This is a genomic window from Psychrobacillus sp. NPDC096623, from assembly GCF_044762655.1.
In the GTDB taxonomy this organism is placed as follows: Bacteria; Bacillota; Bacilli; order Bacillales_A; family Planococcaceae; genus Psychrobacillus.
In genome coordinates, this window is sequence record NZ_JBIWER010000001.1 from 780,213 (window position 1) to 804,135 (window position 23,923).

General features: G+C 38.5%; 27 protein-coding genes. All 27 read right to left on the minus strand.

Annotated elements, in window-relative coordinates; all coding sequences use genetic code 11:
- Nucleotides 1-169: 169 nt before the first annotated feature.
- The 27 genes from ACIQX2_RS03615 to ACIQX2_RS03745 all read right to left on the minus strand — a co-directional run bounded on the left by ACIQX2_RS03615 (nt 170) and on the right by ACIQX2_RS03745 (nt 23,895).
- A complete protein-coding gene (locus tag ACIQX2_RS03615; protein WP_402847052.1) occupies nt 170-445 on the minus strand; it encodes a sporulation transcriptional regulator SpoIIID in 276 nt (91 codons plus the stop codon).
- A 68-nt stretch (nt 446-513) separates the two neighbouring features.
- On the minus strand, nt 514-1,176 hold the full coding sequence (locus ACIQX2_RS03620) for a peptidoglycan DD-metalloendopeptidase family protein (RefSeq protein WP_402847055.1): 663 nt from the start codon (nt 1,174-1,176) through the stop codon (nt 514-516).
- Nucleotides 1,177-1,207: 31 nt separating this feature from the next.
- Nucleotides 1,208-2,149 carry a stage II sporulation protein D gene (gene spoIID / locus ACIQX2_RS03625; RefSeq protein ID WP_402847057.1) on the minus strand — a complete coding sequence of 314 codons (942 nt, stop codon included), beginning with the start codon at nt 2,147-2,149 and terminating at the stop codon, nt 1,208-1,210.
- Nucleotides 2,150-2,352: 203 nt separating this feature from the next.
- Complete coding sequence (gene murA, locus ACIQX2_RS03630) at nt 2,353-3,648, minus strand: UDP-N-acetylglucosamine 1-carboxyvinyltransferase (protein ID WP_402847059.1); 1,296 nt, start codon at nt 3,646-3,648, stop codon at nt 2,353-2,355.
- A 322-nt stretch (nt 3,649-3,970) separates the two neighbouring features.
- Nucleotides 3,971-4,207, minus strand: coding sequence for a DUF1146 family protein (locus ACIQX2_RS03635; RefSeq protein WP_402847061.1), 237 nt, complete (start codon nt 4,205-4,207; stop codon nt 3,971-3,973).
- Nucleotides 4,208-4,428: 221 nt separating this feature from the next.
- Complete coding sequence (locus ACIQX2_RS03640; RefSeq protein ID WP_402847063.1) at nt 4,429-4,833, minus strand: F0F1 ATP synthase subunit epsilon; 405 nt, start codon at nt 4,831-4,833, stop codon at nt 4,429-4,431.
- Between the two features lie 24 nt (nt 4,834-4,857).
- Entirely contained in the window at nt 4,858-6,273 is a 1,416-nt protein-coding gene (gene atpD, locus ACIQX2_RS03645) for a F0F1 ATP synthase subunit beta (RefSeq protein WP_402847066.1), read from the minus strand.
- A gap of 34 nt (nt 6,274-6,307) precedes the next feature.
- Nucleotides 6,308-7,168: a F0F1 ATP synthase subunit gamma gene (locus ACIQX2_RS03650; RefSeq protein ID WP_402847070.1), complete on the minus strand. Its 861-nt coding sequence runs from the start codon at nt 7,166-7,168 to the stop codon at nt 6,308-6,310.
- A gap of 44 nt (nt 7,169-7,212) precedes the next feature.
- On the minus strand, nt 7,213-8,721 hold the full coding sequence (gene atpA / locus ACIQX2_RS03655; RefSeq protein ID WP_402847075.1) for a F0F1 ATP synthase subunit alpha: 1,509 nt from the start codon (nt 8,719-8,721) through the stop codon (nt 7,213-7,215).
- Nucleotides 8,722-8,748: 27 nt separating this feature from the next.
- Nucleotides 8,749-9,285, minus strand: coding sequence for a F0F1 ATP synthase subunit delta (locus ACIQX2_RS03660; RefSeq protein WP_402847078.1), 537 nt, complete (start codon nt 9,283-9,285; stop codon nt 8,749-8,751).
- Complete coding sequence (gene atpF / locus ACIQX2_RS03665; RefSeq protein ID WP_402847083.1) at nt 9,282-9,806, minus strand: F0F1 ATP synthase subunit B; 525 nt, start codon at nt 9,804-9,806, stop codon at nt 9,282-9,284. Before atpF ends, ACIQX2_RS03660 begins: the two co-directional genes overlap by 4 nt.
- A 143-nt stretch (nt 9,807-9,949) precedes the next feature.
- On the minus strand, nt 9,950-10,174 hold the full coding sequence (atpE, locus tag ACIQX2_RS03670) for a F0F1 ATP synthase subunit C (protein WP_053590520.1): 225 nt from the start codon (nt 10,172-10,174) through the stop codon (nt 9,950-9,952).
- A 63-nt stretch (nt 10,175-10,237) separates the two neighbouring features.
- Nucleotides 10,238-10,951, minus strand: a complete 714-nt coding sequence (atpB, locus tag ACIQX2_RS03675; protein ID WP_402847087.1) for a F0F1 ATP synthase subunit A — start codon at nt 10,949-10,951, stop codon at nt 10,238-10,240.
- Between the two features lie 26 nt (nt 10,952-10,977).
- A complete protein-coding gene (locus ACIQX2_RS03680; RefSeq protein WP_402847089.1) occupies nt 10,978-11,352 on the minus strand; it encodes an ATP synthase subunit I in 375 nt (124 codons plus the stop codon).
- A 407-nt stretch (nt 11,353-11,759) separates the two neighbouring features.
- A complete protein-coding gene (wecB, locus tag ACIQX2_RS03685; RefSeq protein ID WP_402847092.1) occupies nt 11,760-12,881 on the minus strand; it encodes a non-hydrolyzing UDP-N-acetylglucosamine 2-epimerase in 1,122 nt (373 codons plus the stop codon).
- Between the two features lie 18 nt (nt 12,882-12,899).
- Complete coding sequence (gene upp, locus ACIQX2_RS03690; protein WP_402847096.1) at nt 12,900-13,529, minus strand: uracil phosphoribosyltransferase; 630 nt, start codon at nt 13,527-13,529, stop codon at nt 12,900-12,902.
- A gap of 532 nt (nt 13,530-14,061) precedes the next feature.
- Nucleotides 14,062-15,297 carry a serine hydroxymethyltransferase gene (gene glyA, locus ACIQX2_RS03695; RefSeq protein ID WP_402847099.1) on the minus strand — a complete coding sequence of 412 codons (1,236 nt, stop codon included), beginning with the start codon at nt 15,295-15,297 and terminating at the stop codon, nt 14,062-14,064.
- Nucleotides 15,298-15,316: 19 nt separating this feature from the next.
- Nucleotides 15,317-15,862 carry a TIGR01440 family protein gene (locus tag ACIQX2_RS03700; protein ID WP_402847101.1) on the minus strand — a complete coding sequence of 182 codons (546 nt, stop codon included), beginning with the start codon at nt 15,860-15,862 and terminating at the stop codon, nt 15,317-15,319.
- Between the two features lie 15 nt (nt 15,863-15,877).
- Nucleotides 15,878-16,318 carry a ribose 5-phosphate isomerase B gene (rpiB, locus tag ACIQX2_RS03705; protein ID WP_093061318.1) on the minus strand — a complete coding sequence of 147 codons (441 nt, stop codon included), beginning with the start codon at nt 16,316-16,318 and terminating at the stop codon, nt 15,878-15,880.
- 181 nt (nt 16,319-16,499) lie between these two features.
- Nucleotides 16,500-17,813, minus strand: coding sequence for a methyl-accepting chemotaxis protein (locus ACIQX2_RS03710; RefSeq protein WP_402847104.1), 1,314 nt, complete (start codon nt 17,811-17,813; stop codon nt 16,500-16,502).
- Nucleotides 17,810-18,256 (minus strand): low molecular weight protein arginine phosphatase, encoded by a 447-nt coding sequence (locus tag ACIQX2_RS03715; protein ID WP_402847106.1) that lies wholly within the window; start codon nt 18,254-18,256, stop codon nt 17,810-17,812. The genes ACIQX2_RS03710 and ACIQX2_RS03715 overlap by 4 nt, the downstream gene beginning before the upstream one ends.
- Nucleotides 18,257-18,315: 59 nt before the next feature.
- Nucleotides 18,316-18,819: a manganese efflux pump gene (locus ACIQX2_RS03720; protein WP_402847109.1), complete on the minus strand. Its 504-nt coding sequence runs from the start codon at nt 18,817-18,819 to the stop codon at nt 18,316-18,318.
- 63 nt (nt 18,820-18,882) lie between these two features.
- On the minus strand, nt 18,883-19,911 hold the full coding sequence (locus ACIQX2_RS03725) for an L-threonylcarbamoyladenylate synthase (RefSeq protein WP_402847111.1): 1,029 nt from the start codon (nt 19,909-19,911) through the stop codon (nt 18,883-18,885).
- A gap of 68 nt (nt 19,912-19,979) precedes the next feature.
- On the minus strand, nt 19,980-20,510 hold the full coding sequence (locus ACIQX2_RS03730; protein ID WP_402847114.1) for a stage II sporulation protein R: 531 nt from the start codon (nt 20,508-20,510) through the stop codon (nt 19,980-19,982).
- 44 nt (nt 20,511-20,554) lie between these two features.
- A complete protein-coding gene (prmC, locus tag ACIQX2_RS03735) occupies nt 20,555-21,421 on the minus strand; it encodes a peptide chain release factor N(5)-glutamine methyltransferase (protein ID WP_402847116.1) in 867 nt (288 codons plus the stop codon).
- A complete protein-coding gene (prfA, locus tag ACIQX2_RS03740; protein ID WP_402847118.1) occupies nt 21,405-22,484 on the minus strand; it encodes a peptide chain release factor 1 in 1,080 nt (359 codons plus the stop codon). The genes prmC and prfA overlap by 17 nt, the downstream gene beginning before the upstream one ends.
- A gap of 838 nt (nt 22,485-23,322) precedes the next feature.
- A complete protein-coding gene (locus tag ACIQX2_RS03745; RefSeq protein ID WP_402847120.1) occupies nt 23,323-23,895 on the minus strand; it encodes a thymidine kinase in 573 nt (190 codons plus the stop codon).
- Nucleotides 23,896-23,923: the final 28 nt, after the last annotated feature.

Here is a 23,923-nt window from a genome sequence, read left to right on the forward strand (position 1 = left end):
AATCAATACGTCTCTAACTTTAAATTTTATCATAGTTTTACTAGAATTACACTTTATTTAACAATATTATTTGTGAAAAAATGGCATAATATTCACGTCTAAATAACTACCAGTTGAAATGGGGGATAAGACTTTGGGTCATTTAACCATAAGAAAAAGCCGTGATCAATTACTCATCACGACCTCTTCTATCTTCTTTTTTCGTTTTCCACTTTCTTTTTGTCGCTTCTCCACCTCGTAAATGCCTGACCGATTTATGATACGCTAAAATTTCTTTTACCTCTTTTGCCAGCTGTGGATCTACTAAGTGGAGTCTTTCCGTCAAATCCTTATGCACAGTGCTTTTGGAATGACCGGTTGTGCTTGCGATCGCACGGACAGTTTTTTTGGTCTCAATGACCATTTCACCTAAACGTATGCATCTATGACGAATCGTTTCGTGCACTAACTCTTCCTTTCGTTAGTAAAGGAACACTTTCCATCAATTTATGCATACGTCTTAGCTATTATGAATTAAAATGCTAGTAAAGTCTCTGGATTTACTAAAACACCATCTTGCAGTACTTCAAACTGAAGATGTACACCCGCTGTTGGGTTCCATTCATTTTCAGCTGCTGTAGCAAGTGAATCCCCTTGTTCTACAACGTCTCCAGCTTTTACTAGAATACCAGTGACAGAGCGATATTTGGTTACCATACCATTTGCATGTGACAAGACGATTTCATCTCCAACAAATGGGTCTAAATTGACTTCTTCTACTTTTCCACTCATTGCTGCAACTACTTCAAACGGCTCACTCTTCATAGATAGAGATACTCCTGTATTCATCACATAAGTTTGATTGAATACTACTAACGACTGTTCACGAGTCGCCTCAGGTGCTTCCATATCGTAATAGTGCTGTACGATTTCCACGCTGTCTAGCAGAGTCTCTTTAAAAGGATATTTCATCGATTCTGCTTGTGCATTTGTTTCAATCGTTACTGAGTCGGGATCTTTGTTTGCATCTGTCCATTCTGAATCCTTTACAGAATCATCCGTGACATACACATTGTACCCCCAAATCATTCCTACAAAAGCTACCGAAAAACCTGCATAAACTAGTGGCCAAAACCACGGCTTTTTCGGGTTATTTTTCTTCTTCTGAGAAGTATTGTTCTTTTGTTCTTCTCTCATTTTCATCACCTCTAATTGCATTGTTTGCAAATCAAGGAGATTTTAAACATGGTGAAAATTTTTTTATTTCAGTACCCTTATAGTAGTGGAGTAAAATGTCTTGCGCCAATACAGAATCGTTGGCGAGTACCTCTGCGCCGTACTGACTCATTCCTACTCCGTGTCCGTATCCAACAGTATCTACTACTACTTTATCAGATTGAAACGTTATGGTGAAATCAGTAGACGGTAGACCTAATAGTGTTCGAACTTCCCGGCCTGTCCACGACTTTCCATTCATATGGATCGATTCAACTCGGTCCGTATCAGTCTTTGTTACTTGAAAAGTTTTAGGTATGTTTGCAGTCCATTTCATTTTAAAAGCTTTTGACCATTCTTCGTGTGTGAATTCAAACTGTTTGGTCCTATTAGGAGCATACAGTTCCTCTGATTCACTTGGAACAGATACTAAATAGGGAATAACATTTCCACTATAATTTTCTGCACTTTCTGTCTGACCGTTACTGGAGGAAAAGAACATCGCTGTGATTAGTTGATCTTTGTAGACAATAATATTTCCTTCTGTCTCATCGATGATCTTTTTCAGCTTGTCTTCATATTGAAGAAAGGAAGCCCCCCATTTTTTCTTCCGATCTTCTTCACTCGCATACACCTGTTTCAATACAGTAGGATCAATTGGTTTTTGTCCATAATTCGTATCTCTAAGCACATATGTCCTGGACGCTATGGATTGCGCTTTTAATGCCTCTTCATGAAACGTAGCTGGCATTTCTGCTGCCACAACTCCAAGTATATAGCTTTCTAGCGGAATTTTTTCCTTAACCCCTTTCACTTCAATAAGTATTGGACATGCAATTTCGAGTTCGGAAGTTGGTGGTAGTACTGTTTTTTCATGCGATTTTTCTTTTATTAATAAAAAGGGCAAAAACAATAGGGCTAGGCATAAGATTATAAAGAGTATGTTTTGTTTCATAGAAATACTATATGCTCGTTTTTAGAGAGTGATGATTCTATTTTAATATATTTGAACTTTGATAAATTACAAATAATTAGAGACTCAAATATTAAAACAGTGCAGCTTTACGTTCTATTCGAGAGAGATTGTTGGTTCAATCTATTAAATATACACAAAAAAGCACTACACGATCATACATGTGTAGTGCTTTACATATGGTATTATACCAATTGAATTTCTTTTTCAGCTGATTCGCTACCGATACGTTCGATATCTGCGCCAAGTGCTGCAAGTTTTTTGTCGAAATCAACATATCCTCTATCCAAGTGATAGAGCTCTGTAACGCGTGTGATCCCTTCTGCGACTAATCCTGCGATGATAAGTGCCGCCGCCGCTCTTAGGTCAGTTGCTGCAACTTCTGCACCTTGTAGGTCAGATGGTGACTCCATAATAACAGATCGGCCTTCGATTTTCATGTTACCATTCATTCTGCGGAATTCTTCCACGTGCATGAAACGATTTTCGAATACTGTTTCTGTTATGATGCCAGTTCCGTGAGCAGTCATCATTAATGCCATCATTTGAGATTGCATATCTGTTGGGAAACCTGGGTGTGGCATCGTTTTGATATCGATAGATTTTAAATTACCTTCAGAGCGTACACGAAGACCCTGTTCTTCTTCGGTAATTTCAATGCCCATTTCTTGCATTTTAGATATAAGTGCTGTCATATGTTCAGGTACTGCATTTTCAATTAGGACATTGCCTTTTGTAATTGCTGCAGCTACCATGAATGTTCCAGCTTCAATACGATCTGGTATGATATGGTGTTCAGTGCCGTGTAATTCTTCTACACCTTCAATGCGAATAGTGTCGGTTCCTGCACCTTTGACTTTACCACCCATTTCGTTGATGAAGTTAGCTAAATCGACAATTTCTGGTTCTTTCGCAGCATTTTCGATAATAGTTGTACCTTCCGCCAATGCAGCAGCTGTCATAATATTTTCAGTTGCTCCTACGCTTGGAACATCCAAATAAATTTTAGCACCTTTTAGACGACCATTTGTCTTTGCTTCAACAAATCCATGTCCAAAGGAAATTTCTGCACCCATTGCTTCAAAACCTTTTAAATGCTGATCGATAGGACGTGATCCTATTGCACAGCCTCCTGGTAGAGCTACGCGAGCAAAACCATTACGCGCTAAGATTGGACCCATAACAAGAATTGATGCACGCATTTTACGCACATACTCGAATTGAGCTTCGCTAGATAATTTTTTTTGCGAATCAATGATTACTTCATTCTCTTTTGGGCTATAACTAACTTCTGTATTTAAACTTTTCAATACTTCATTTATTGTCAAAACATCTGCAAGTGTCGGTACATCTTTGATAACGTTTTTGCCTTTAGTCGCAAGTAGAGCTGCAGCTAATACTGGTAATACCGCATTTTTTGCACCTTCTACTCGTACTGTCCCGTTTAACGTTTGGCCACCTTTAACAACTATTTTGTCCACTACTTTCCCTCCGCGTTCATTATCCATTTGCTTTATATAAAAGAATACGTATGATGTCAATTTTAGGTATTCAAAACAATATTCATCATACAACGTAATTCGACTATATACAAGCATCTAAAACACTATTTTTGAAGACTTTTCATAAAATTTTCTTGTTTCTATTATACGTATTACCTAGTCTTTTCGTGTAGATAATTTTAAAATACCCACAGTACAATTAGGTAAACCTCTTTAGCAAAAAATTTCCCAGGAAATACGTGAAGATTCTACATGCTCATACAAACTTTTCTATAATTTGCATGAGCATATAGGATCCTATTTACTCGAATAAAAAAGGAAGCTGGTTTGACCAACTTGTTAAATTCAAGAAAAAATTTGCGACTATGGAGCCTATCATAATACTCGTTAAAATATAAAATAGTTGAGCTTGAAATACACGATTTTTCTTTATTATTTTATCCAACATTAATGACTGTAACGCATAGAAAGAAATACCGATAAAAAAGATATTTGCAAGTATTGCTATTAGTGCTTGTTCACTACTTAATAATCCCATTTATAGTCCTCCTATTCGAGACAATAATAAAAAGCAGACAGAATTTATCCTGCCCGCTTCAATTAAATTAACTTCGCCTAGGCATTAAGCTCAAAATTATGTAGGTAGGTTAACCTATTAAATTTTCAATTTGATAGGCAACTTTCTTCATCAAGCCATTACTAAGCATGATAAAATACCTTACATAATTTCTTGCTTCACCAGAGGCTTTAAGTATAAGCTTAAATATTACCCTCATGAACGTTGATACGATTCATCGCACGTTTCAATGCAAGTTCAGCACGATTAAAATCAACCGAGTCTTGTTTACTTTGAATACGTTCTTCTGCACGTTTCATCGCTTCTTTAGCACGAGCTAAATCGATACCGGAAGCAACTTCAGCTGATGTTGCAAGAATCGATACCTTTTCAGGTCGAACTTCCACAAATCCACTGCTTACTGCTACGTACTCTGTTTTTGCCTCTTTTTTCAATTTTATTGCACCTGTTACAAGTGGCGCAACCATTGGAATATGGCCAGGTAAAATACCGATTTCACCAGATGCTGTTTTTGCGATAATCATGTCTACTTCAGAATCGTATACCGGGCCGTCGGGAGTGACAATATTGACTGTAAGTGTCTTCATATTTTTACCTCCTGGTCCGATTTATTATACTTCTACGCCCATGCTTTTCGCTTTTTCTACAACTTCTTCAATGCGTCCAACTAAACGGAATGCATCTTCTGGTAAATGGTCATATTTTCCTTCAAGAATTTGTTTGAATCCTTCAACAGTTTCTTTAACTGGAACGTATGAACCTTTTTGACCTGTAAATTGTTCTGCAACATGGAAGTTTTGAGATAGGTAGAACTGAATACGACGAGCACGGTTAACCGTCAGCTTGTCTTCGTCTCCTAATTCGTCCATACCTAAGATTGCGATAATATCTTGAAGCTCTCTGTAACGTTGTAAAGTATATTGCACTTGACGTGCTACTTCATAATGCTCCGGACCTACGATTTCAGGAGAAAGCGCACGTGAAGAAGAAGCTAAAGGATCAACCGCTGGGTAAATACCCATCTCAGATAATTTACGTTCTAAGTTTGTAGTCGCATCTAAGTGAGCGAAAGTTGTTGCAGGAGCTGGATCCGTATAGTCATCGGCTGGTACATAAATCGCTTGGATAGATGTAACTGAACCAGTGTTTGTTGACGTGATACGCTCTTGTAATTGACCCATTTCAGTTGCAAGTGTTGGTTGGTAACCAGCTGCAGAAGGCATACGACCTAATAGTGCTGAAACCTCAGAACCTGCTTGCGTGAAACGGAAGATATTATCGATGAATAGAAGTACGTCTGCACCTTGTTCATCACGGAAATATTCTGCCATTGTAAGACCAGTTAAAGCAACACGCATACGTGCGCCAGGTGGCTCATTCATTTGACCAAATACCATTGCTGTTTTCTTAATAACGCCTGAATCGCTCATCTCGTGGAATAAGTCATTTCCTTCACGCGTACGCTCACCAACACCAGCGAATACAGAGATACCGCCGTGCTCTTGAGCAATGTTATTGATAAGTTCTTGGATTAGAACTGTTTTCCCTACTCCGGCACCACCGAATAGACCAATTTTACCACCTTTAATATAAGGTGCTAATAGATCTACTACTTTGATACCTGTTTCAAGAATTTCAACTTCTGTTGAAAGGTTTTCAAATGTTGGAGCTTGACGGTGGATTGGATCACGACGATCTGCCACTGAAATTTCTTCTCCTAAGTCAATAACCTCACCAAGTACGTTGAATACACGTCCTAATGTTACATCACCAACTGGAACAGAAATTGCTGCACCAGCATCGATTACCTCTGTACCACGCTTAAGGCCGTCCGTAGATGACATTGCAATAGTACGAACAGAGTCATCTCCTAAGTGTAAAGCTACTTCTAACGTTAACGTTGTCGGTGCTTCGTTTGGACGTTCAATCGCTACAGTTAGTGCATTATAGATAGCTGGTAAATGGCCGTTGTCAAACTTTACGTCTACAACTGGACCCATTACTTGTAGTACTTGTCCTTTGTTCACTACTGTTCCCTCCTGTCTTACTTTCTATCTTAAACTATTCTAAAGCCGCTGCACCGCCGACGATTTCCGTAATTTCTTGCGTAATCGCTGCTTGACGTGCTCGGTTGTATACTAATGTTAAATTGCTGATCATATCAGCTGCATTGTCTGTTGCGGATTTCATCGCAGACATACGAGAAGCATGCTCACTGGCTTTACCATCGAGTAGTGCACCGAAAATCAGGCTTTCCGCATATTGTGGAAGTAATACTTCTAGAATTGCTTCAGGTGAAGGCTCAAATTCATAGGAAGCAGCTGTGCCTGTTTCTACTGCAATATCCGTAAGTGGCAGTACCTTTTTCTCCGTTACTTCACTAGAGATGGCACTGACAAAGTGGTTATAGTACATATAAAGTTCATCATATGTACCATCCGTGAACATACCAACAGCTTTGCGAGCAACTTCTTTTATATCAGCAAAAGCAGGTTGGTCTGGTAAGCCGACTACTTCCCCAATTACGTTTGAACCACGTTTTAGGAAGAAATCACGTCCCATACGACCGATTGCTAAGATTACATACTCTTCTTTTGAAGAATGTCTTTCAGCTATCGCGTTAACTACTGCACGAATAACATTACTGTTATAAGCTCCAGCTAAACCACGATCAGCAGTGATGACAAGATATGCAGTCTTTTTAACAGGACGGTGAGTTAACATCGGATGTCCACTATCACTAGTACCTGATGCAATTGCACCAACTACTTCTTGAATCTTAGACATGTAGGGAACGTATGCTTTTGCATTTTCCTCTGCACGGTTCAATTTAGAAGCAGAAACCATTTGCATAGCTTTTGTTATCTGACTTGTTTTCTTTGTTGACGTAATTTTACTTTTTATGTCGCGTAATGATGCCACTGGTATTTCACCACCTTTTTGTTTTTTTCACTTAGACAAAGGAATTATTCAGATTTAGCGAAAGTCTTTTTGAATGCAGAAATTGCATTGCTCATATCTTCATCTGATGGAAGGTCTTTTGTCGTGCGAATATGATCTAAAACATTTGTGTGGTTTGAATCTAACCAGCTTCCAAGTTCTGCTTCAAAACGAGTAATATCTTTCACTGGAATATCATCTAAATGGCCACGTGTTAGAGCATATAAAATCATTACTTGTTTTTCTACTTTAATAGGAGAGTTCAAGTCTTGTTTTAATACTTCTACTGTACGCACACCACGGTTAAGTTTAGCTTGTGTTGCAGCGTCAAGATCTGATCCAAATTGAGAGAATGCTTCTAGTTCACGGAATGCTGCTAAGTCAAGACGTAGAGTACCCGCAACTTTTTTCATTGCCTTAATTTGTGCTGATCCACCTACACGAGATACAGATAATCCGGCATTTATCGCTGGACGTACTCCCGAGAAGAATAAATCAGATTGTAAGAAGATTTGACCATCTGTAATAGAGATTACGTTTGTTGGAATATAAGCGGAGATATCCCCAGCTTGTGTTTCAACGAATGGTAATGCAGTGATTGAACCTGCACCAAGTGTTTCATTTAACTTAGCAGCGCGCTCTAATAAACGACTGTGTAAGTAGAATACATCCCCTGGATACGCTTCACGGCCTGGAGGACGACGAAGAAGTAATGAAAGCTCACGGTATGCAGCAGCTTGTTTAGATAGATCATCATAAACGATTAATACATGCTTACCTTCGAACATAAATTCTTCTGCCATTGTTACACCAGCATATGGTGCTAAGTATAATAATGGAGCAGGTTGTGATGCAGATGCAGTTACAACGATTGTGTAATCTAAAGCACCTTTTTTACGAAGTGTTTCTACTACGTTACGTACAGTAGATTCCTTTTGACCAATTGCAACGTAGATACAAATCATATCTTGGTCTGCTTGGTTAAGGATTGCATCAATTGCAACAGATGTTTTACCTGTTTGACGGTCACCGATGATTAACTCACGTTGACCACGACCGATTGGTACAAGTGCATCAATTGCTTTAATACCTGTTTGAAGTGGTTCATGTACAGACTTACGTGCCATAACCCCTTGTGCAGGACTTTCGATTGGACGAGTTTTTGTTGTTGCAATAGGACCTTGTCCGTCAACTGGTTGGCCAAGCGGATTGACAACGCGGCCAATCAATTCTTTACCAACTGGAACTTCCATAATACGGCCTGTTCGACGTACTTCATCGCCTTCTTTGATGTCCGAGTATGGTCCAAGGATAACGATACCAACGTTATTCGCTTCCAAGTTTTGCGCCATACCTAATACACCAGTTGAGAATTCTAAAAGCTCTCCAGCCATGACATTGTCGAGGCCATGAGCACGCGCGATACCGTCACCAATCGTGATTACCGTACCAACGTCGCTAACTTTCATCTCAGATTCATAATTCTCAATCTGCTGCTTAATCAAGACACTGATTTCTTCAGCTTTGATGCTCATGTATGTCACCTCTCATAATTCATAATATTAACCGATCAAGTTACGTTTTAAGCGATCTAATTTAGTAATTAGAGTGCTATCGTAAATGCGGTTTCCGATTTGTACACGCATACCACCAATAATAGATGGATCTACAATGTTTTGAATATTTAAAGCTTGTTTACCAACGTTTTTAGCAAATGCAGTAGAGACGCTTGCACGTTCTTCTTCTGTAAGTGCACGTGTAGTATATACTTTCGCTTCTGCAACACCTTGTGCTTCATTCGAAAGGATCATAAATTCAGAAATAATGTCGGATACTTCTGCTAATCTCTTCTTATCAATTAGCACTAAAAGTGTATTGATAACAATTGGATTCGCATTTGCAAAGATTTGACGTATTAACTCTTTTTTCTTGTCTAGAGATAGCTTTGGAGAAGTGAATAAAGTTTTCACATCTTTGTTGCCATTCCATACAACTTTAAGCTCACGTAAATCATTTTCGACAGCTTGTACTTCGTTTTTTTGTGTTGCTAGCTCGAATAACGAGATTGCGTAACGCTTAGCTACAGTTGAATTACTCACTTAACCTCGCCTGCCTTCGCAATCGTTGCCTCGATTAGCGCACGATTATCTTCTTCCGAAACTTCTTTTTCAAGAACTTTCGACGCTGCAAGTACTGAAAGTGAAACGACTTCTTCACGTACTGCTGCAATCGCTCTTTCTTTTTCTGTATCAATTTCACGGATAGCAGATTCTTTCAAACGGATTGCTTCAGAACGAGCAGTTGTGATAATTTCCTCACGAGATGCATCGCCTTGCTTTTTCGCATTTTCTACAATCGCTAAAGCTTCCGTACGTGCTTCTTTAAGTAAGTCACGTTGTTCTTCAAGTAAACGCTGTGATTCTTGGCGGCTATTTTCAGCTGCTGCGATTTCACTTGCGATTAACTCTTCACGCTGAGTCATGATCCCCATAAGTGGACCCCAAGCTACTTTCTTCAATAGAACCATAAGTAAGATGAAGAAGAATAATGTAGCTAAAATATCCAAAACATTTAACCCATCATGGCCACTAGCACCAAGTACAAGGTAATCAAAAGACACGATTGTTTCACTCCTTTCAAACGCTAATAAGAGATCTTGCTTCTATTATTTAAATAGTGATCATTGTTTTCTAATTCAATTGTTGTGTAATTCATAAAGAGAATGGCGGATTAGGACCCGCCATTTAGACTTGATTGTAATTATTATTTGTTTAATACGATGAAAGCGATAACTGCTGCGATAATTGGAATCGCCTCAACTAATGCTACCCCGATGAACATAACTGTTTGTAAAGCTCCACGTGCTTCTGGTTGACGAGCGATACCTTCTACTGTTTTTGAAACGATTAAACCGTTACCAATACCTGCACCAAGTGCGCCTAAACCGATTGCTATAGCTGCTGCTAAAAGACCAACTGAACCTACCATTGTGTAATTTCCTCCTTGGAATGTTGTTTTTATTTTTTCTGTTTAAGAATCTAAACAGTTATATTAATGGTCTGCCGACACTTTGTGCGACATATAAACCATTGTTAACATAACGAAAATGAATGCTTGGATACCACCGATAAATAGTGAGAATCCTTGCCAAGCCATTGCTGGAATGATTGCTCCAACAAAGCCGAATACTCCGGTTGTTGCTAAACCTGCGATAAGTCCTAAAAGAACCTCACCCGCATAGATGTTACCGTAAAGACGAAGACCGAGTGTCAACGTATTTGCGAATTCCTCGATAATTTTTAATGGGAATAAGAACGGCATTGGCTTTAAGTATGTATCTACTGCGTAGCCCTTCATACCCTTCATCTTTATTCCATAATAGTGCGTTAAAATGATAACCATAACTGCTAATGTCATTGTAACTGTTGGATCTGCTGTCGGAGATTTCCACCATAGAACACCATCATAAGATATGGAGAATGGAAGACCTAACACGTTCGCTACTGCGATAAACATAAGTAGTGTTATTCCAAGAACATGGTATCGACCGCCAGTTTTCCAGTCAAAGTTACTTTTAATGATTCCTTTCACGAAGTCCATTATCCACTCCATGAAGTTTTGCATACCAGTTGGCTTCATCTTTAAGTTTCTAGTCGAGATAAAGGCGATCAAAAATACGACCAGTGTAGTCACAGCTAACATTAAAATATTGGACCAGTTCCCTGTCATCCCTAGAAACTCAAATGTGGGATTTGCATGTTCCACGATTAATTCACCTCTCTTTCACATTCTCATTGCTGATTTTTTACATGAAACATAATACGTTCTACAACAAGTAGAACATAGGGAATCATTAATCCGATAACGGTACTGATCATATGGAAATACTCTGGAAGGGCAAGTGCAATTGCAACAGCTGCAACACCCGAAGCAAAACGGAATGTTGTACCTAAACCTGCTCGTCCTTTTCCACTTTCAAGTACACGATCAAATTTCTCCATTCTACGGACTAGAATCCAGAAATTATACAGACCAAATAAAGAACCGAGTGCCAAGCCCGCAAAAATTGTCGAATAGGGTGTTAAACCCCAGCCTAGTGCACAAACAGCAAGCAAAAAAAATATGTACTTCTTTTGCTTCGTAAATATACGTCGCATTTCTAGCATTGATCTTTAATCTCCTGAATCATATTTTCGAATGGTAGCAATTACCGCCAGCATGTAACTGTAAAGTTAGCATGAAGACATATTACTAGTAATACTGGAGTGGTTCTACTATGTTCATACACATCTTTTGTGAATGATATAGAACCGGTAAGCTGTGAGAGAATCGCAGTATACAATGCTTTCCCTTTAATTGGACGTCTAATATGACGTAAAAAAGAATCCTCACATTTTTTCCTTATTAAGTAAAAACTGTGAATCTAGTAGAAAGTTAATCTGACTAGTGTTTCAAGCATGAAACCCCTATCATGATTATCCTTTGTAAGCATACAATAGGGGCAAATTGATGTCAATTGCTTATAGAGAAAAACTTAGGAAAGTCAAACTTTCCGACATTTTATGGACAAATTTTATTTTTCTTCTTTTTGAAGGAAATTAATTAAAATTTCAACGATTCTTTGAGATGCCTTACCATCTCCATAAGGATTACTTGCTTGGGACATTGTTTTATAGGCTGTTTCATCAGATAGTAATTCATTTGTTAATTTGTAGATTGTTTCTTCTTCTGTACCAGCCAGTTTTAATGTTCCCGCTTCAATTCCTTCTGGTCGTTCGGTAGTATCTCGAAGCACAATAACAGGTTTGCCAAGTGACGGAGCTTCTTCCTGCACACCACCTGAATCAGTCAGTATTATATGAGAGCGTGCAGCGAAGTTATGGAAATCTAGAACTTCTAACGGTTCTATTAAATGAATTCGATCATTCTCTCCTAAAATCTCATTGGCAATTTCTCTTACAGCTGGATTCATGTGAACTGGATAAATGACTTGTACATCTTTATGTTCTATAAGCAATCTGTTAATGGCACGGAACATATTACGCATAGGTTCACCTAAATTTTCGCGTCGATGAGCGGTTAATAGAATAATTCTACTCCCTTTAAGTTGCTCTAAAATAGGGTGAGTGTAATCTTCTTTTACTGTCGTTTTCAGCGCATCGATAGCAGTATTACCAGTTACAAAAATTGAGTCTTTATGCTTGTTCTCTTCTATTAGATTCCTTTCAGATTTCACCGTTGGAGCAAAGTGGATATCTGCCATTACCCCAGTTAACTGACGGTTCATTTCTTCTGGAAATGGTGAAAACTTGTTCCATGTGCGTAATCCTGCTTCCACATGGCCAATAGCTATTTGGTTATAAAACGCTGCTAAGCTTGCTACAAATGTAGTAGAAGTATCTCCATGAACAAGTACGATATCAGGTTTCGCTTCCTTCATCACTTTGTCCAAGCCTTCAAGAGCTCTAGTAGTTATATCTACTAATGTTTGACGATCTTTCATCATATTTAAGTCGTAATCTGGTTTGATGTTAAATGTATCCAATACTTGATCAAGCATTTGACGATGTTGGGCAGTCACCGTCACCAGTGATTCAATCTCTTCAGGATGTTTTTGAAGTTCTAGAACTAGTGGAGCCATTTTAATTGCCTCTGGTCTCGTACCAAAAATCGTCATTACTTTATATTTACGCATGAAATACAAACACTCCTTTTATTTTGTACCAAACAATCTGTCACCAGCATCGCCTAATCCAGGGACGATATATCCATGATCATTTAGCTTTTCATCAAGAGCAGCGATATAAATATCTACGTCTGGATGCGCTTGTTGAAGAGCTTCTACTCCTTCAGGTGCTGCTATTAAACACATAAATTTGATGCTAGTAGCACCACGAGTCTTTAAAGAGTTTACAGCTTCAATTGCTGAACCACCTGTAGCTAGCATTGGATCTACTAATATGAAATCACGTTCCGCTACATCTGCTGGAAGTTTTACGTAATATTCTACTGGTTTTAATGTTTTGGGATCGCGATAAAGTCCGATATGCCCTACCTTTGCAGCTGGGATTAGCTTAAGAATTCCATCAACCATCCCTATTCCCGCACGTAATATAGGAACTATCCCTATTTTTTTCCCTGCAAGCACTTTAGATTTTGTAAGTTGCACTGGAGTTTCTACTTCTGTTTCCTCCAATGGCATTTCTCGCGTAATCTCAAACGCCATGAGTGTAGCAACTTCATCCACTAACTCACGAAATTCCTTCGTGCCTGTATTCACATCGCGAATATATGTAAGTTTGTGTTGAATTAGGGGGTGATCAAATACAAATACTTTCGGCATATTAAGATGCTCCTTTGTGTTTTATTTAAATTCTACTAATTATAACAAAAAACGCAGGATACATACAGTAATCCTACGTTTTTAATATTGCGTCTATTTAAGCTGGTATCTTGAGATAAGTGAGACTTTCTGCTTGAATGTGCACTACAGCATTATCATAAGGTAGGAATTTGGTAAACATTCCCTTTTCGAGAGTAAATCTTCCTAAAAAGCTATTAAATGGTGTTGGAAAGTAAGTAACTATCTGTAATCTGCTAGTAAACTCTTGCGAACGAGAGTAAACAATACTATCTCTCCATTTTCCAACTTCTCTCATACCTTATTTTCTATTCCGGTGGTCTTTCTTTACTTTCCAGTGATTCCGTTAAACATTCAGGTGATTTTTCTTCACTTTCCAGTGATTCCGTTAAACATTCAGGTGATTCTCGTAAACATTCATTGCCGTGTTTCTCTCTTAAAGCTGTCGGATGAAACCCGATAAAGAAAAAGCCAGCTACTCGTTGAGAAGTAGCTGGCTTAGATATATGTTCGCTTATTCGTATAATGGGAAGTTGCTTGTTAAAGTAGCGACTCTCTCTTTTGCTTCTTTTAGTACTTCTGCATCCTCGTTGTTTTTTAATAGTTTAGCAATGATAGATGCAATCTCTTTCATCTCTGCTTCTTTAAATCCACGAGATGTAACTGCTGGTGTACCAATGCGGACACCTGAAGTGATGAACGGGCTTGCTGTATCAAATGGGATTGTGTTTTTATTTACAGTAATCCCTACCTCATCCAGGACATGCTCTGCTACTTTTCCTGTTAAGCCTAGAGCAGATACGTCTAATAGCATAACGTGGTTGTCGGATCCACCAGAAACGATACGGATACCTTCTGCAGTAAGAGCTTCAGCTAAAGCTTTCGAATTGGCAATTACTTGTTTTTGGTACTCTTTAAATTCTGGTTTTAGCGCTTCACCAAATGCAACTGCTTTAGCTGCGATTACGTGCATTAATGGACCACCTTGAATTCCTGGGAAGATTGTTTTATCAATTTTCTTTGCGAACTCTTCAGTCGTTAAGATTAATCCACCACGTGGTCCACGTAATGTTTTATGTGTAGTAGATGTTACGAAATGAGCATGAGGTACTGGATTCGGATGAAGACCAGCTGCTACTAAACCTGCGATATGCGCCATATCTACAAATAGGTATGCGCCAATTTCGTCTGCAATTTCACGGAATTTAGCGAAGTCGATTGTGCGTGAATATGCACTTGCTCCAGCTACGATCATTTTCGGCTTGTGCTCTAATGCTATTCTACGAACTTCTTCATAGTCAATTAGTTCCGTTTCTTTGTTAACACCGTACTCAATAAAGTTATATTGAATACCACTAAAATTAACTGGAGAACCGTGTGTTAAATGCCCACCATGGGATAAATTCATCCCTAGAATTGTATCTCCTTGTTGTAGAGCAGTCATGTAAACCGCCATATTCGCTTGGGAACCTGAATGTGGTTGGACATTGGCGTGTTCAGCACCAAAAATTTCTTTCAGACGATCACGTGCAATATTTTCTACTACATCTACATGCTCACAGCCACCATAGTAACGTTTACCAGGGTAACCTTCTGCATATTTATTGGTAAGTACAGAGCCTTGTGCTTCCATAACGGCCTCTGATACAAAGTTTTCTGATGCGATTAACTCGATATTCGCTTGTTGACGCTTTTTCTCTGCTAACATTGCCTCATATACTGCTGGATCTTGTGATAAAATTTTCTCCACTATTCGTTCCTCCTCGAATTCATCCGTAAAATGCACGTTCTCCGCCGATTAGCTTTGGACGTGTTTTCGCAATCGATACGATTGCTTCCCCAATTTTCTTTATGGACAAGCGGATTGGTACAGCAACTGGTTGAAGCTGCATACCGATCAAGGTTTGTCCTATATCAATGCCTGCATGTGCACTTACATGCTCGACTACAACAGGGTCATTAAAATGTGAGTACGCATATGCGGACATAGAACCGCCTGCACGAACTACTGGAATAACAGTAACTTCGGGTAATCTATATAATTCTTGTGTTTTTCTTTCCATCGTAATGGCGCGGTTAATATGCTCGCAGCCTTGGAAAGCTAGATGGATTTTATTACGTGTTGCAAATGCTTGTAAAGGGGCGAATAAAACCTCGGCAACTTCTAATCCGCCTGCAGTTCCAATTTTTTCACCAATAATTTCTGAGGTCGAACATCCAACGACAAATAAATCATTTTCATGAAACTCGATTTGCTGCTCCACTTCTAAGAGAAGTTGTTCGATTTGTTCTTCCCACAAACTTTTTGCTTCCATAAGGAATCCCTTCTTCTATGCGTTTTCTATTTCAGTAATTTTTTCAACTCGGCGTACATGACGTCCACCTTCAAAATCCTGTTCAAGCCAAGTGGAAACTATTTCTCTTGCATGTCCTGCTCCAATCACACGTTCACCCATTGCAAGTACATTGGAATCATTGTGATTTCTAGTAGCCTTCGCTGAAAATACATCATGCACTAATGCACATCGGATACCTTTTACTTTGTTGGCAGCAATAGACATACCAATACCAGTACCACAGATTAAAATACCACGATCGAAATCGCCATTTGCCACACCCTCTGCTACAGGTTTAGCAAAGTCAGGGTAATCTACAGAATCGTTACTTTTTGGTCCAAAATCTTCATACGATAATCCTAATTCTTCTAGTAGTTGCATTATTTCCTGGCGAAGATTATTTCCGCCATGATCGGAAGAAATCGCAATTTTCAAGTCGTTCCCTCTTTTCTGTTTAATACTCTCCAACATCATACCATTTTTCTATAGAAAAAAACACAACTCACGCAAAGTGAGTTGCATTAATTTTAATTTATTTGAATAATTTCTGAAAATCCGAAAGGAAAATGACCTTTTTCAGAAATTTTTTCATTAAAACACGAACATTAAACGACATTTATGTTATATTGGTCGTTTTTCGATCAAATTGACATATTACTTTATATAACTCTTCGGATTGTTGCTTTAACCCAATTGATACCGATTCAATTTGCTCGATAGAACGAGCTTGTTCGTCCGTAGCGCTGCGAACCTCTTGTGCTCCTGCTGATGTTTGCTCGGCAATGGCCGCTACTTCCTGTGACTGACGCGCTGTGCTTTCAATATTTGTTAATTGTTTTTCTACTAATGAAGAAATTTCCACAACGGATTCTGCCATCTCATGAATTTTTGTAGACATTCCTTCTATTGCTTCATTAGTTTCTGAAACGCGTTTAGCCTCGCCCACTGCAAAGCTTACTTGATCCGTCATTTGGCGGACAACTGTTTGTACGTCTGTTTGTATAGCTAAAATCAGCTCTGAAATACCTTGTACAGCTTTCGCACTTTCATCAGCGAGTTTACGAACTTCTTCCGCTACGACAGCAAATCCTTTTCCATGCTCTCCAGCACGCGCTGCTTCGATCGATGCATTTAGTGCTAATAAATTCGTTTGTGCTGCAATATCTCCCACTAATTGAATAATGCTTTCTACTTTTCCTGCATTCTCTTCTAATTGATGAACATTCCCAAGGGCTGCCTCACTTCCAGAAGCAATTTTTTGAATCCCATTTACTAGTGAATGAATAACTTCTGTAGTTTGAGATAAACCAGTAATCATTTCGTTGGATTGTTCCGAAGATTTTACAGCACGGTAATTTACTTCTGATGCTAGTACTCGTACATCTTCTACTGATTCTGCCGTTTCTTGAACTGCTACTGCTGAGTGTTCTGCACCTTCAGAAATTTGCGCTATCGTATGGGCAATCGCTTCCGCCTGCTCTGAGGCAATAGAGGATTCCACTGAAAGCTGTTGTACGGTTTTGTTAGTTTTCTCGAAGTTATCTTCAATACCTTTTACCACATCTCTTAAGTTCTCGAGCATTGCCTGAAATGCGATCGACACTGATTGTATCTCGTCTTTCGATTTCGGCACCTCTACATCAACACCAATTTTCCCCTCTGACGCCAAAATCGCAACTTTTTCTAAGTTGAATAAAGGCTTGATAATTAGTCCAATGAAAAAATACGCTAGTAGTCCAGACCAAAAAATTCCAAGTGCGTAGGTAATAACCTCAAACTTCCAAGAACTTGTCGCATCATCAAAAATAAGTGGTTGTACAAAGTTTATAAATAGAGCGCTTGTTGTATACGTTATCAATGCTAAAATCGTCACAAATAGCACAATCTTCTTTTGAAGTCCAAAAGTGTGCTTTTTCTTTTTTCCGTTCATCCAATTTCCCCCTGTAGTTTGTTCACTAGTTCATTTGTTAATACTTGCAGCTCTCTAAAGGTACCTTCATATGTATTTAAATCTCCTCCATACGGATCCGATACATCCTTTATATCGTTAGGGGTGACAAATTCTTTATACATATAAACTTTCGAAATTGCGTGAGGGAAACCTAAAATAATTGCGTGCTTGTGAGAGGCAGTCATCGTTAAAATCAGATCAGCCCAGTCAACTAATGATTCATTTATTGCAGATGATGAACGCGTAAATGGAATCATCTCTTGCTCTAATACTAATTGACTATTTTGAGATATTGGTCCACCGTCCTTAGCGTAGATGCCAGCTGAGCGAACCTCCAGACCATCTATCTTTTGAGACTTTAATAACGCTTCAGCAATCGGACTCCGACATGTGTTACCAGTGCAAACAAACAGAATATTCATAGATCCATTTCCTCATCTCTAGTATATATTAATTAGTCCTATAATTGTTTTATAATTTGTTAAATATTTCGTAACGTGAGAATACCCATTAACAAAATAAGCATACCTGCTAACCTTAAAATAAGCGCTCGGTTCATAAAAGCATATTTGAATATAACCTTTTGCGCTATAAATACAGCGACATAAGAAAAGAATCCAGCACTTAATATGAACGCAAACTTTTCTAGTTTAAGCATACCAAACGAAACACTTACTGAAAAGGTATCTAGACTTGCAAATACTGCAAGTAAATATGGAGATAGAAGTGGCACCTGTTTTGGAGATTGAGCTAAAATCATTTGTAATCCTACAAGCGACAAAAGAATACCCGACAAATAGGGACTTGCATATGCCAAATAATTTTGTACTACCACACCCGCATAATACCCGATTAACGGAAAAAGCATATGTAAGGATGCCACCCATGCAGCCAATGTAAAAATTTGCTTTCGATATACGACTAATGAAAATAAAATAAGTACATCCACAGACATTAAGGCGCCTGCTAAAATTTCACGCCACAAAAAAATCTCCCCCGTCTATTTGCATACTTAAATGTATGCAAATAGTCGAGCGAGAATACGATATTAGTTATGAAACCAATTCCCATTTGATGCTTTTTCTAGACGGTTCATTATTGCCTTGCCGACCCCTTTTTTAGAAAGCACGGGTACAAGAATGATCTCGACGTCTGTTTCGTCACAATCTCTTAGTGCTTGGTACAGTAAATGTGCGGCATCATCTAGTTGATTTTCATCGCCTAATGAAAAGAAGTAATCTACTTGAACCTGGTTAAATGAATCACTTGCTATTATTGCTACTTTTTTCTGTTCATTATGTATTTTTTCTACTGCTTCTTGAACTTTTTGTATAGAAGCTTCTATGAGAAAAACTGGAGAATCAGGTGCATAATGTGCATATTTCATCCCGGGTGCACGTGGTGCTTCTTCATGATCTGTCGGTTTTGCTTCCCCTACAGGACCAATAACTTTTTCTAACATTTCTTTTGTTATACCACCTGGACGAAGAATAGTAGGAATTTCACCTACAAAATCGATCACTGTAGATTCTAAGCCGATGCCTGTTGTACCACCATCTAATATTAGTGGGATTTTCCCTTTCAAATCATGATACACATGTGCAGCCTTCGTGGGACTTGGCTTGCCGCTTTTATTTGCACTAGGAGCAGCAACGGGTTGCTTTAGTTGTTTTAATAGCTCTAATGCTACTGGATGTTCTGGCATTCTTACACCTACTGTTGGAAGACCAGCACTCACATTTTTAGCCAATGTATCTGTTTTTAGTGGCAAAATAAGTGTTAATGGACCTGGCCAAAACGTATTCATACACACTTCCGCAAGATTTGGTATATCGTGAGTAAATGCCTTTATCTCCTTTTTAGAGCCAACGTGGACTATAAGTGGATTATCCTGCGGTCTGCCTTTTGCTTCGAATATTTTAGCTACAGCTGCTTCACTTGTAGCAATGGCACCTAATCCATATACTGTTTCTGTTGGAAAAGCTACCACTTCCCCATTTGTTAACAAATCCACAGCCTGTGTATAACTGAGCTTATCTGCGGATAAATTATCCACAATCGAGATTATTGTTTTCATCTGACTTTTTCTCCTTCCACTAGGACTTGTCCACAAATTGTTGATAACTTCCATGTTATTGTTAGTAACTATGTGGAAAACTTCTTTTTTAACCATTCCCATACCCAAAATTTAGGCTTTTCTTTCTCAACCTCTTCTTTATAGCACACTTTCGGGAAAAGCGCGCACCACCAGTTATCCCCTCTTGCGTTACCAATGGAAATAACAATGGATTCAGTACTCATTTGCGAGGAGATTCCTTCATTCAAAACTTTCGGCGGAAAGATAGCATCGCCTCTGGTAATTGTAATAGTTGTATCCAGTTTATTTGAAAGCTTATCAACAACCTGTTCTAATTCGTTGTACGTTTCTTGTGGATTATTTTCATAGCTTAGTAAAATCGGCTCTATATGATGCTTCACATTATTTTTCACTTGTTGATCTTCGATTGTATTGCTATTTGCTATTAAACGGAAACGAATACCCTCTACTTCCTCTCCTTGTGGAAAGAGTAAAAATAAACAAAACTGAATTAATAACAGCATCCAAACAAAGAAAATGACTGCGTCTATTTGTTTATCTATGCTCGGTGCTTTTTTAATCTCGTAATCTGGTAACATATAACATTCCCCCTTAGGAACATTGTTACCAGTAGATTCATATTTTATTCAGTGATTGTACAAAAAACAAAGCGATTTTTTTGGTTAATATCCTGAACGACCTCTACCAGTGCGAGTGGGAAGGCATGTTGGAGCATTTTTTGGACTTCTTGACCTTGTTCGTAGCCAATTTCAAAGCCTATGAAGCTTGGTGTATTCATCATACCGGGAAGCTGCTCGGCCATCTTTCTATATAGTTGCAAACCATCCTCTTCTGCGAATAGAGCTAGATGTGGTTCATAATCTATCACTGTGTCTGATAGATTATCTGCTTCATGTGCACCAATATAAGGTGGATTCGATAAAATAATATCCCATTTTTGTTCGGCAATTGGTGCTAGTAAATCTCCTTGCTTAAATTCTACCTCTGCTTCTAAGCGCTTGGAATTTTTTTTAGCAACGATTAATGCATCAGTGGATATATCTGTGGCAGTCACATTTGCCCTTGGAATTTCTTTTTTTATGGTCAAAGCTATTGCACCACTGCCGGTTCCAATATCAGCAATTTTTATCGGTTGGCTTACTTCAAAAAGTTTAGCCGTCCGTTTTTTGACCTCTTCTATCAATTCTTCTGTTTCTGGTCTTGGTATCAAGACATGTTCGGCCACTAAAAAATCACGACCGTAAAAACTCTCCTGGCCAATAATGTATTGGAAAGGGCGCCCAGTAGCGTGTTCTTCAACATAGCTCCAAAAGGTTTTGAATGCTTCTGGAGTTATTTCATCGTATATCGTCATCATTAAATCAGAGTAATTTTTTTGTAAGACATGCTGCAATAAGTAGCGAGCAACTTCTTTTTCTCGGTTATTTTCCTCTAAAAAAGAAGAAGCCCGTTTTAGGGCCTCAAAATTTGTTTTACACATTCGTATCATTCATTCTCTCTAATTTTTCTGCTTGATCTTCCATGATTAATGCGTCAATCACTTCATCCATCTTACCTTCTAGAATTTGATCAAGTTTTTGCAAAGTCAATCCGATTCGATGATCTGTCACACGATTTTGCGGGTAGTTATACGTGCGAATTCGTTCGGAACGGTCACCCGTACCTACTGCCGATTTACGAACTGCATCGTATTCTGCTTGTGCTTCTTGGCGGAATTTATCCGCTACACGTGCACGAAGAATTTTCATCGCTTTTTCTCTATTTTTGATTTGCGATTTTTCGTCTTGCATCGAAACAGTAATTCCTGTAGGTAAATGTGTCATACGAACTGCTGACATCGTTGTATTTACCGATTGTCCCCCAGCACCAGATGATGCGAATGTATCAACGCGAACATCCTTTTCATGGATATCCACATCTACTTCTTCTGCTTCTGGAAGTACGGCAACCGTAGCAGTAGAAGTATGAATACGACCACCAGATTCTGTTTCAGGAACACGTTGTACTCTGTGTGCACCGTTTTCATATTTCATTTTTGAAAATGCACTTTTTCCGTTAATCATAAAGATGATTTCTTTGAAGCCGCCTAGTCCCGTTGGATTCGACTCCATCACATCAATTTTCCACCCTTGAGTTTCTGCGTATCTGCTATACATGCGGAACAGATTTCCCGCAAACAAAGCAGCTTCGTCTCCACCCGCAGCTCCACGAATTTCCATAATAACGTTTTTATCATCATTTGGATCTTTTGGAATCAATAACACTCTTAGTCTTTCTTCCAATACTTCGATTTGCTTTTCTAGATCATTGACTTCTTCTTTCACCATTTCACGCATATCTGCATCTAGCTTTTCCTCAAGCATTTGCTTTGAATCTTTGTATTGGCTTTTAACCTCTTTGTATTCACGGTATGCATCTACAGTTGCTTGCAAATCCGATTGTTCTTTTGAGTATTCTCTTAGCTTATTTAAATCATTAACCACATCAGGGTCACTAAGCAATTCATTTAAATTATTGTAACGATCTTCTACCGATTGTAATCGATCAAACATCGAGCTCACCTCGTTCGTTTAAGTCTATATCTTTTCTATTATAAAGAAAAAGATTCATTCTCGCTACTTTTTCTATAAAGGTTTTGGTTGTATAAGAAAAATATTAAGAAAAATGCAATTGCCTTTAAGTTCATTACCTGTTTCTATCTTTTTTGCAGGGCTTTTGACAGATGATTCGCTATATTATTACCGAGTGAATTTTTAGGATGCTGGGTTAGTTGTGACGAACGTCACAACTAACCCAGCATCCCTTTTTTTCGGTAATCTTATGGCGTTTGTCTCTCTGTCGCCCTTCACAACTTTCTGAAACAGGTCAGTGCATTTTTGGAAATTCTAGAAAAGATACTTTGCTATTCGTAAAGGAAGCTCTCGAAGATACAATTTCGTTCGCTTTTTCGGTTCTTTACTTAGTAAACACTTACTATTTGACTGTATTTCCACTAGATAAAAGTAAAACTACTTTCTACATCCTTCATTATAGAATAGTATCCTAATTCAGCAGATAGTTTAATCACTATATTAACTTTGCCTACTCTTATCAGCTAAGCGATTAACTGTGATAAATCTTTTTGTTAAGTACTGCTCACTTAATTGATTGAAGTGAAAGGTGGCGACTCCAGCGGGAAAAGCGTTAGACGAAGACCCCGCAGCGAAGCGAGGAGGCTGAGACAACGCCCGCGGAAAGCGTCCGCCTGAAACGGAAATCAGCAGTATGTTTAATTATTAGATTCTATTTTTCAAAAATATTGCAACACTTTCTAAAGGCACACCAAATTTTATACTTCTTATTCATTAAAAAACCACCTCAAACAAATGAGTGAAGTGGTTTATGTTTGTCTTATAGCGGCGGATTGGCGTGACATTTTCTGCATACCGGATAGTAGGAGTCGTTACCACCTATTTGAATTTGTTCACCTGTGTACACGGGTTTACCATTGTCATCTACGCGTAAATTCATGATTGCTTTTTTGTGACAGAACCAGCAGATGGTTTTCATCTCTTCAATTTTGTCTGCGTAGATTAGCATGTAGCGGCTACCCTCGAAAAGTTCGTTTTGGAAATCATTTTTTAGTCCGAAGCCCATTACCGGAATATCTAATTCATCTACAATTCTTGTAAGCTGTAGGACATGTTCCTTTGATAAGAACTGTACTTCGTCGATTAGGACACAGTATGGTTTTGGGGATTCTGCTTGAACTAATTCAAATAAGTTAGTTTCATTATAGATAGCAGTTGCCTTTCTTCTCAATCCGATTCTACTAGAAACATGACCTACTTCGTCACGTGTATCTATGCCTGGAGTGAATATTAAAACAGGTTTGTTTTGTTCCTCGTAATTATGAGCAACTTTTAAGATTTCGATTGATTTTCCACTATTCATTGCTCCGTGTTTATAAAATAATTGTGCCATAATTTGTCTCCTTGTGTACTATGTATTT

Excerpts from the sequence above, each read along its gene's own strand:
- ACIQX2_RS03620 (WP_402847055.1), bottom strand. The coding sequence starts at position 1,176 with ATGAGAGAAGAACAAAAGAACAATACTTCTCAGAAGAAGAAAAATAAC.
- spoIID (WP_402847057.1), bottom strand. The coding sequence starts at position 2,149 with ATGAAACAAAACATACTCTTTATAATCTTATGCCTAGCCCTATTGTTT.
- ACIQX2_RS03635 (WP_402847061.1), bottom strand. The coding sequence starts at position 4,207 with ATGGGATTATTAAGTAGTGAACAAGCACTAATAGCAATACTTGCAAAT.
- ACIQX2_RS03640 (WP_402847063.1), bottom strand. The coding sequence starts at position 4,833 with ATGAAGACACTTACAGTCAATATTGTCACTCCCGACGGCCCGGTATAC.
- atpA (WP_402847075.1), bottom strand. The coding sequence starts at position 8,721 with ATGAGCATCAAAGCTGAAGAAATCAGTGTCTTGATTAAGCAGCAGATT.
- atpE (WP_053590520.1), bottom strand. The coding sequence starts at position 10,174 with ATGGTAGGTTCAGTTGGTCTTTTAGCAGCAGCTATAGCAATCGGTTTA.
- ACIQX2_RS03680 (WP_402847089.1), bottom strand. The coding sequence starts at position 11,352 with ATGCTAGAAATGCGACGTATATTTACGAAGCAAAAGAAGTACATATTT.
- wecB (WP_402847092.1), bottom strand. The coding sequence starts at position 12,881 with ATGCGTAAATATAAAGTAATGACGATTTTTGGTACGAGACCAGAGGCA.
- upp (WP_402847096.1), bottom strand. The coding sequence starts at position 13,529 with ATGCCGAAAGTATTTGTATTTGATCACCCCCTAATTCAACACAAACTT.
- ACIQX2_RS03700 (WP_402847101.1), bottom strand. The coding sequence starts at position 15,862 with ATGGAAGCAAAAAGTTTGTGGGAAGAACAAATCGAACAACTTCTCTTA.
- ACIQX2_RS03710 (WP_402847104.1), bottom strand. The coding sequence starts at position 17,813 with ATGAACGGAAAAAAGAAAAAGCACACTTTTGGACTTCAAAAGAAGATT.
- ACIQX2_RS03715 (WP_402847106.1), bottom strand. The coding sequence starts at position 18,256 with ATGAATATTCTGTTTGTTTGCACTGGTAACACATGTCGGAGTCCGATT.
- ACIQX2_RS03725 (WP_402847111.1), bottom strand. The coding sequence starts at position 19,911 with ATGAAAACAATAATCTCGATTGTGGATAATTTATCCGCAGATAAGCTC.
- ACIQX2_RS03730 (WP_402847114.1), bottom strand. The coding sequence starts at position 20,510 with ATGTTACCAGATTACGAGATTAAAAAAGCACCGAGCATAGATAAACAA.
- prmC (WP_402847116.1), bottom strand. The coding sequence starts at position 21,421 with ATGATACGAATGTGTAAAACAAATTTTGAGGCCCTAAAACGGGCTTCT.
- prfA (WP_402847118.1), bottom strand. The coding sequence starts at position 22,484 with ATGTTTGATCGATTACAATCGGTAGAAGATCGTTACAATAATTTAAAT.
- ACIQX2_RS03745 (WP_402847120.1), bottom strand. The coding sequence starts at position 23,895 with ATGGCACAATTATTTTATAAACACGGAGCAATGAATAGTGGAAAATCA.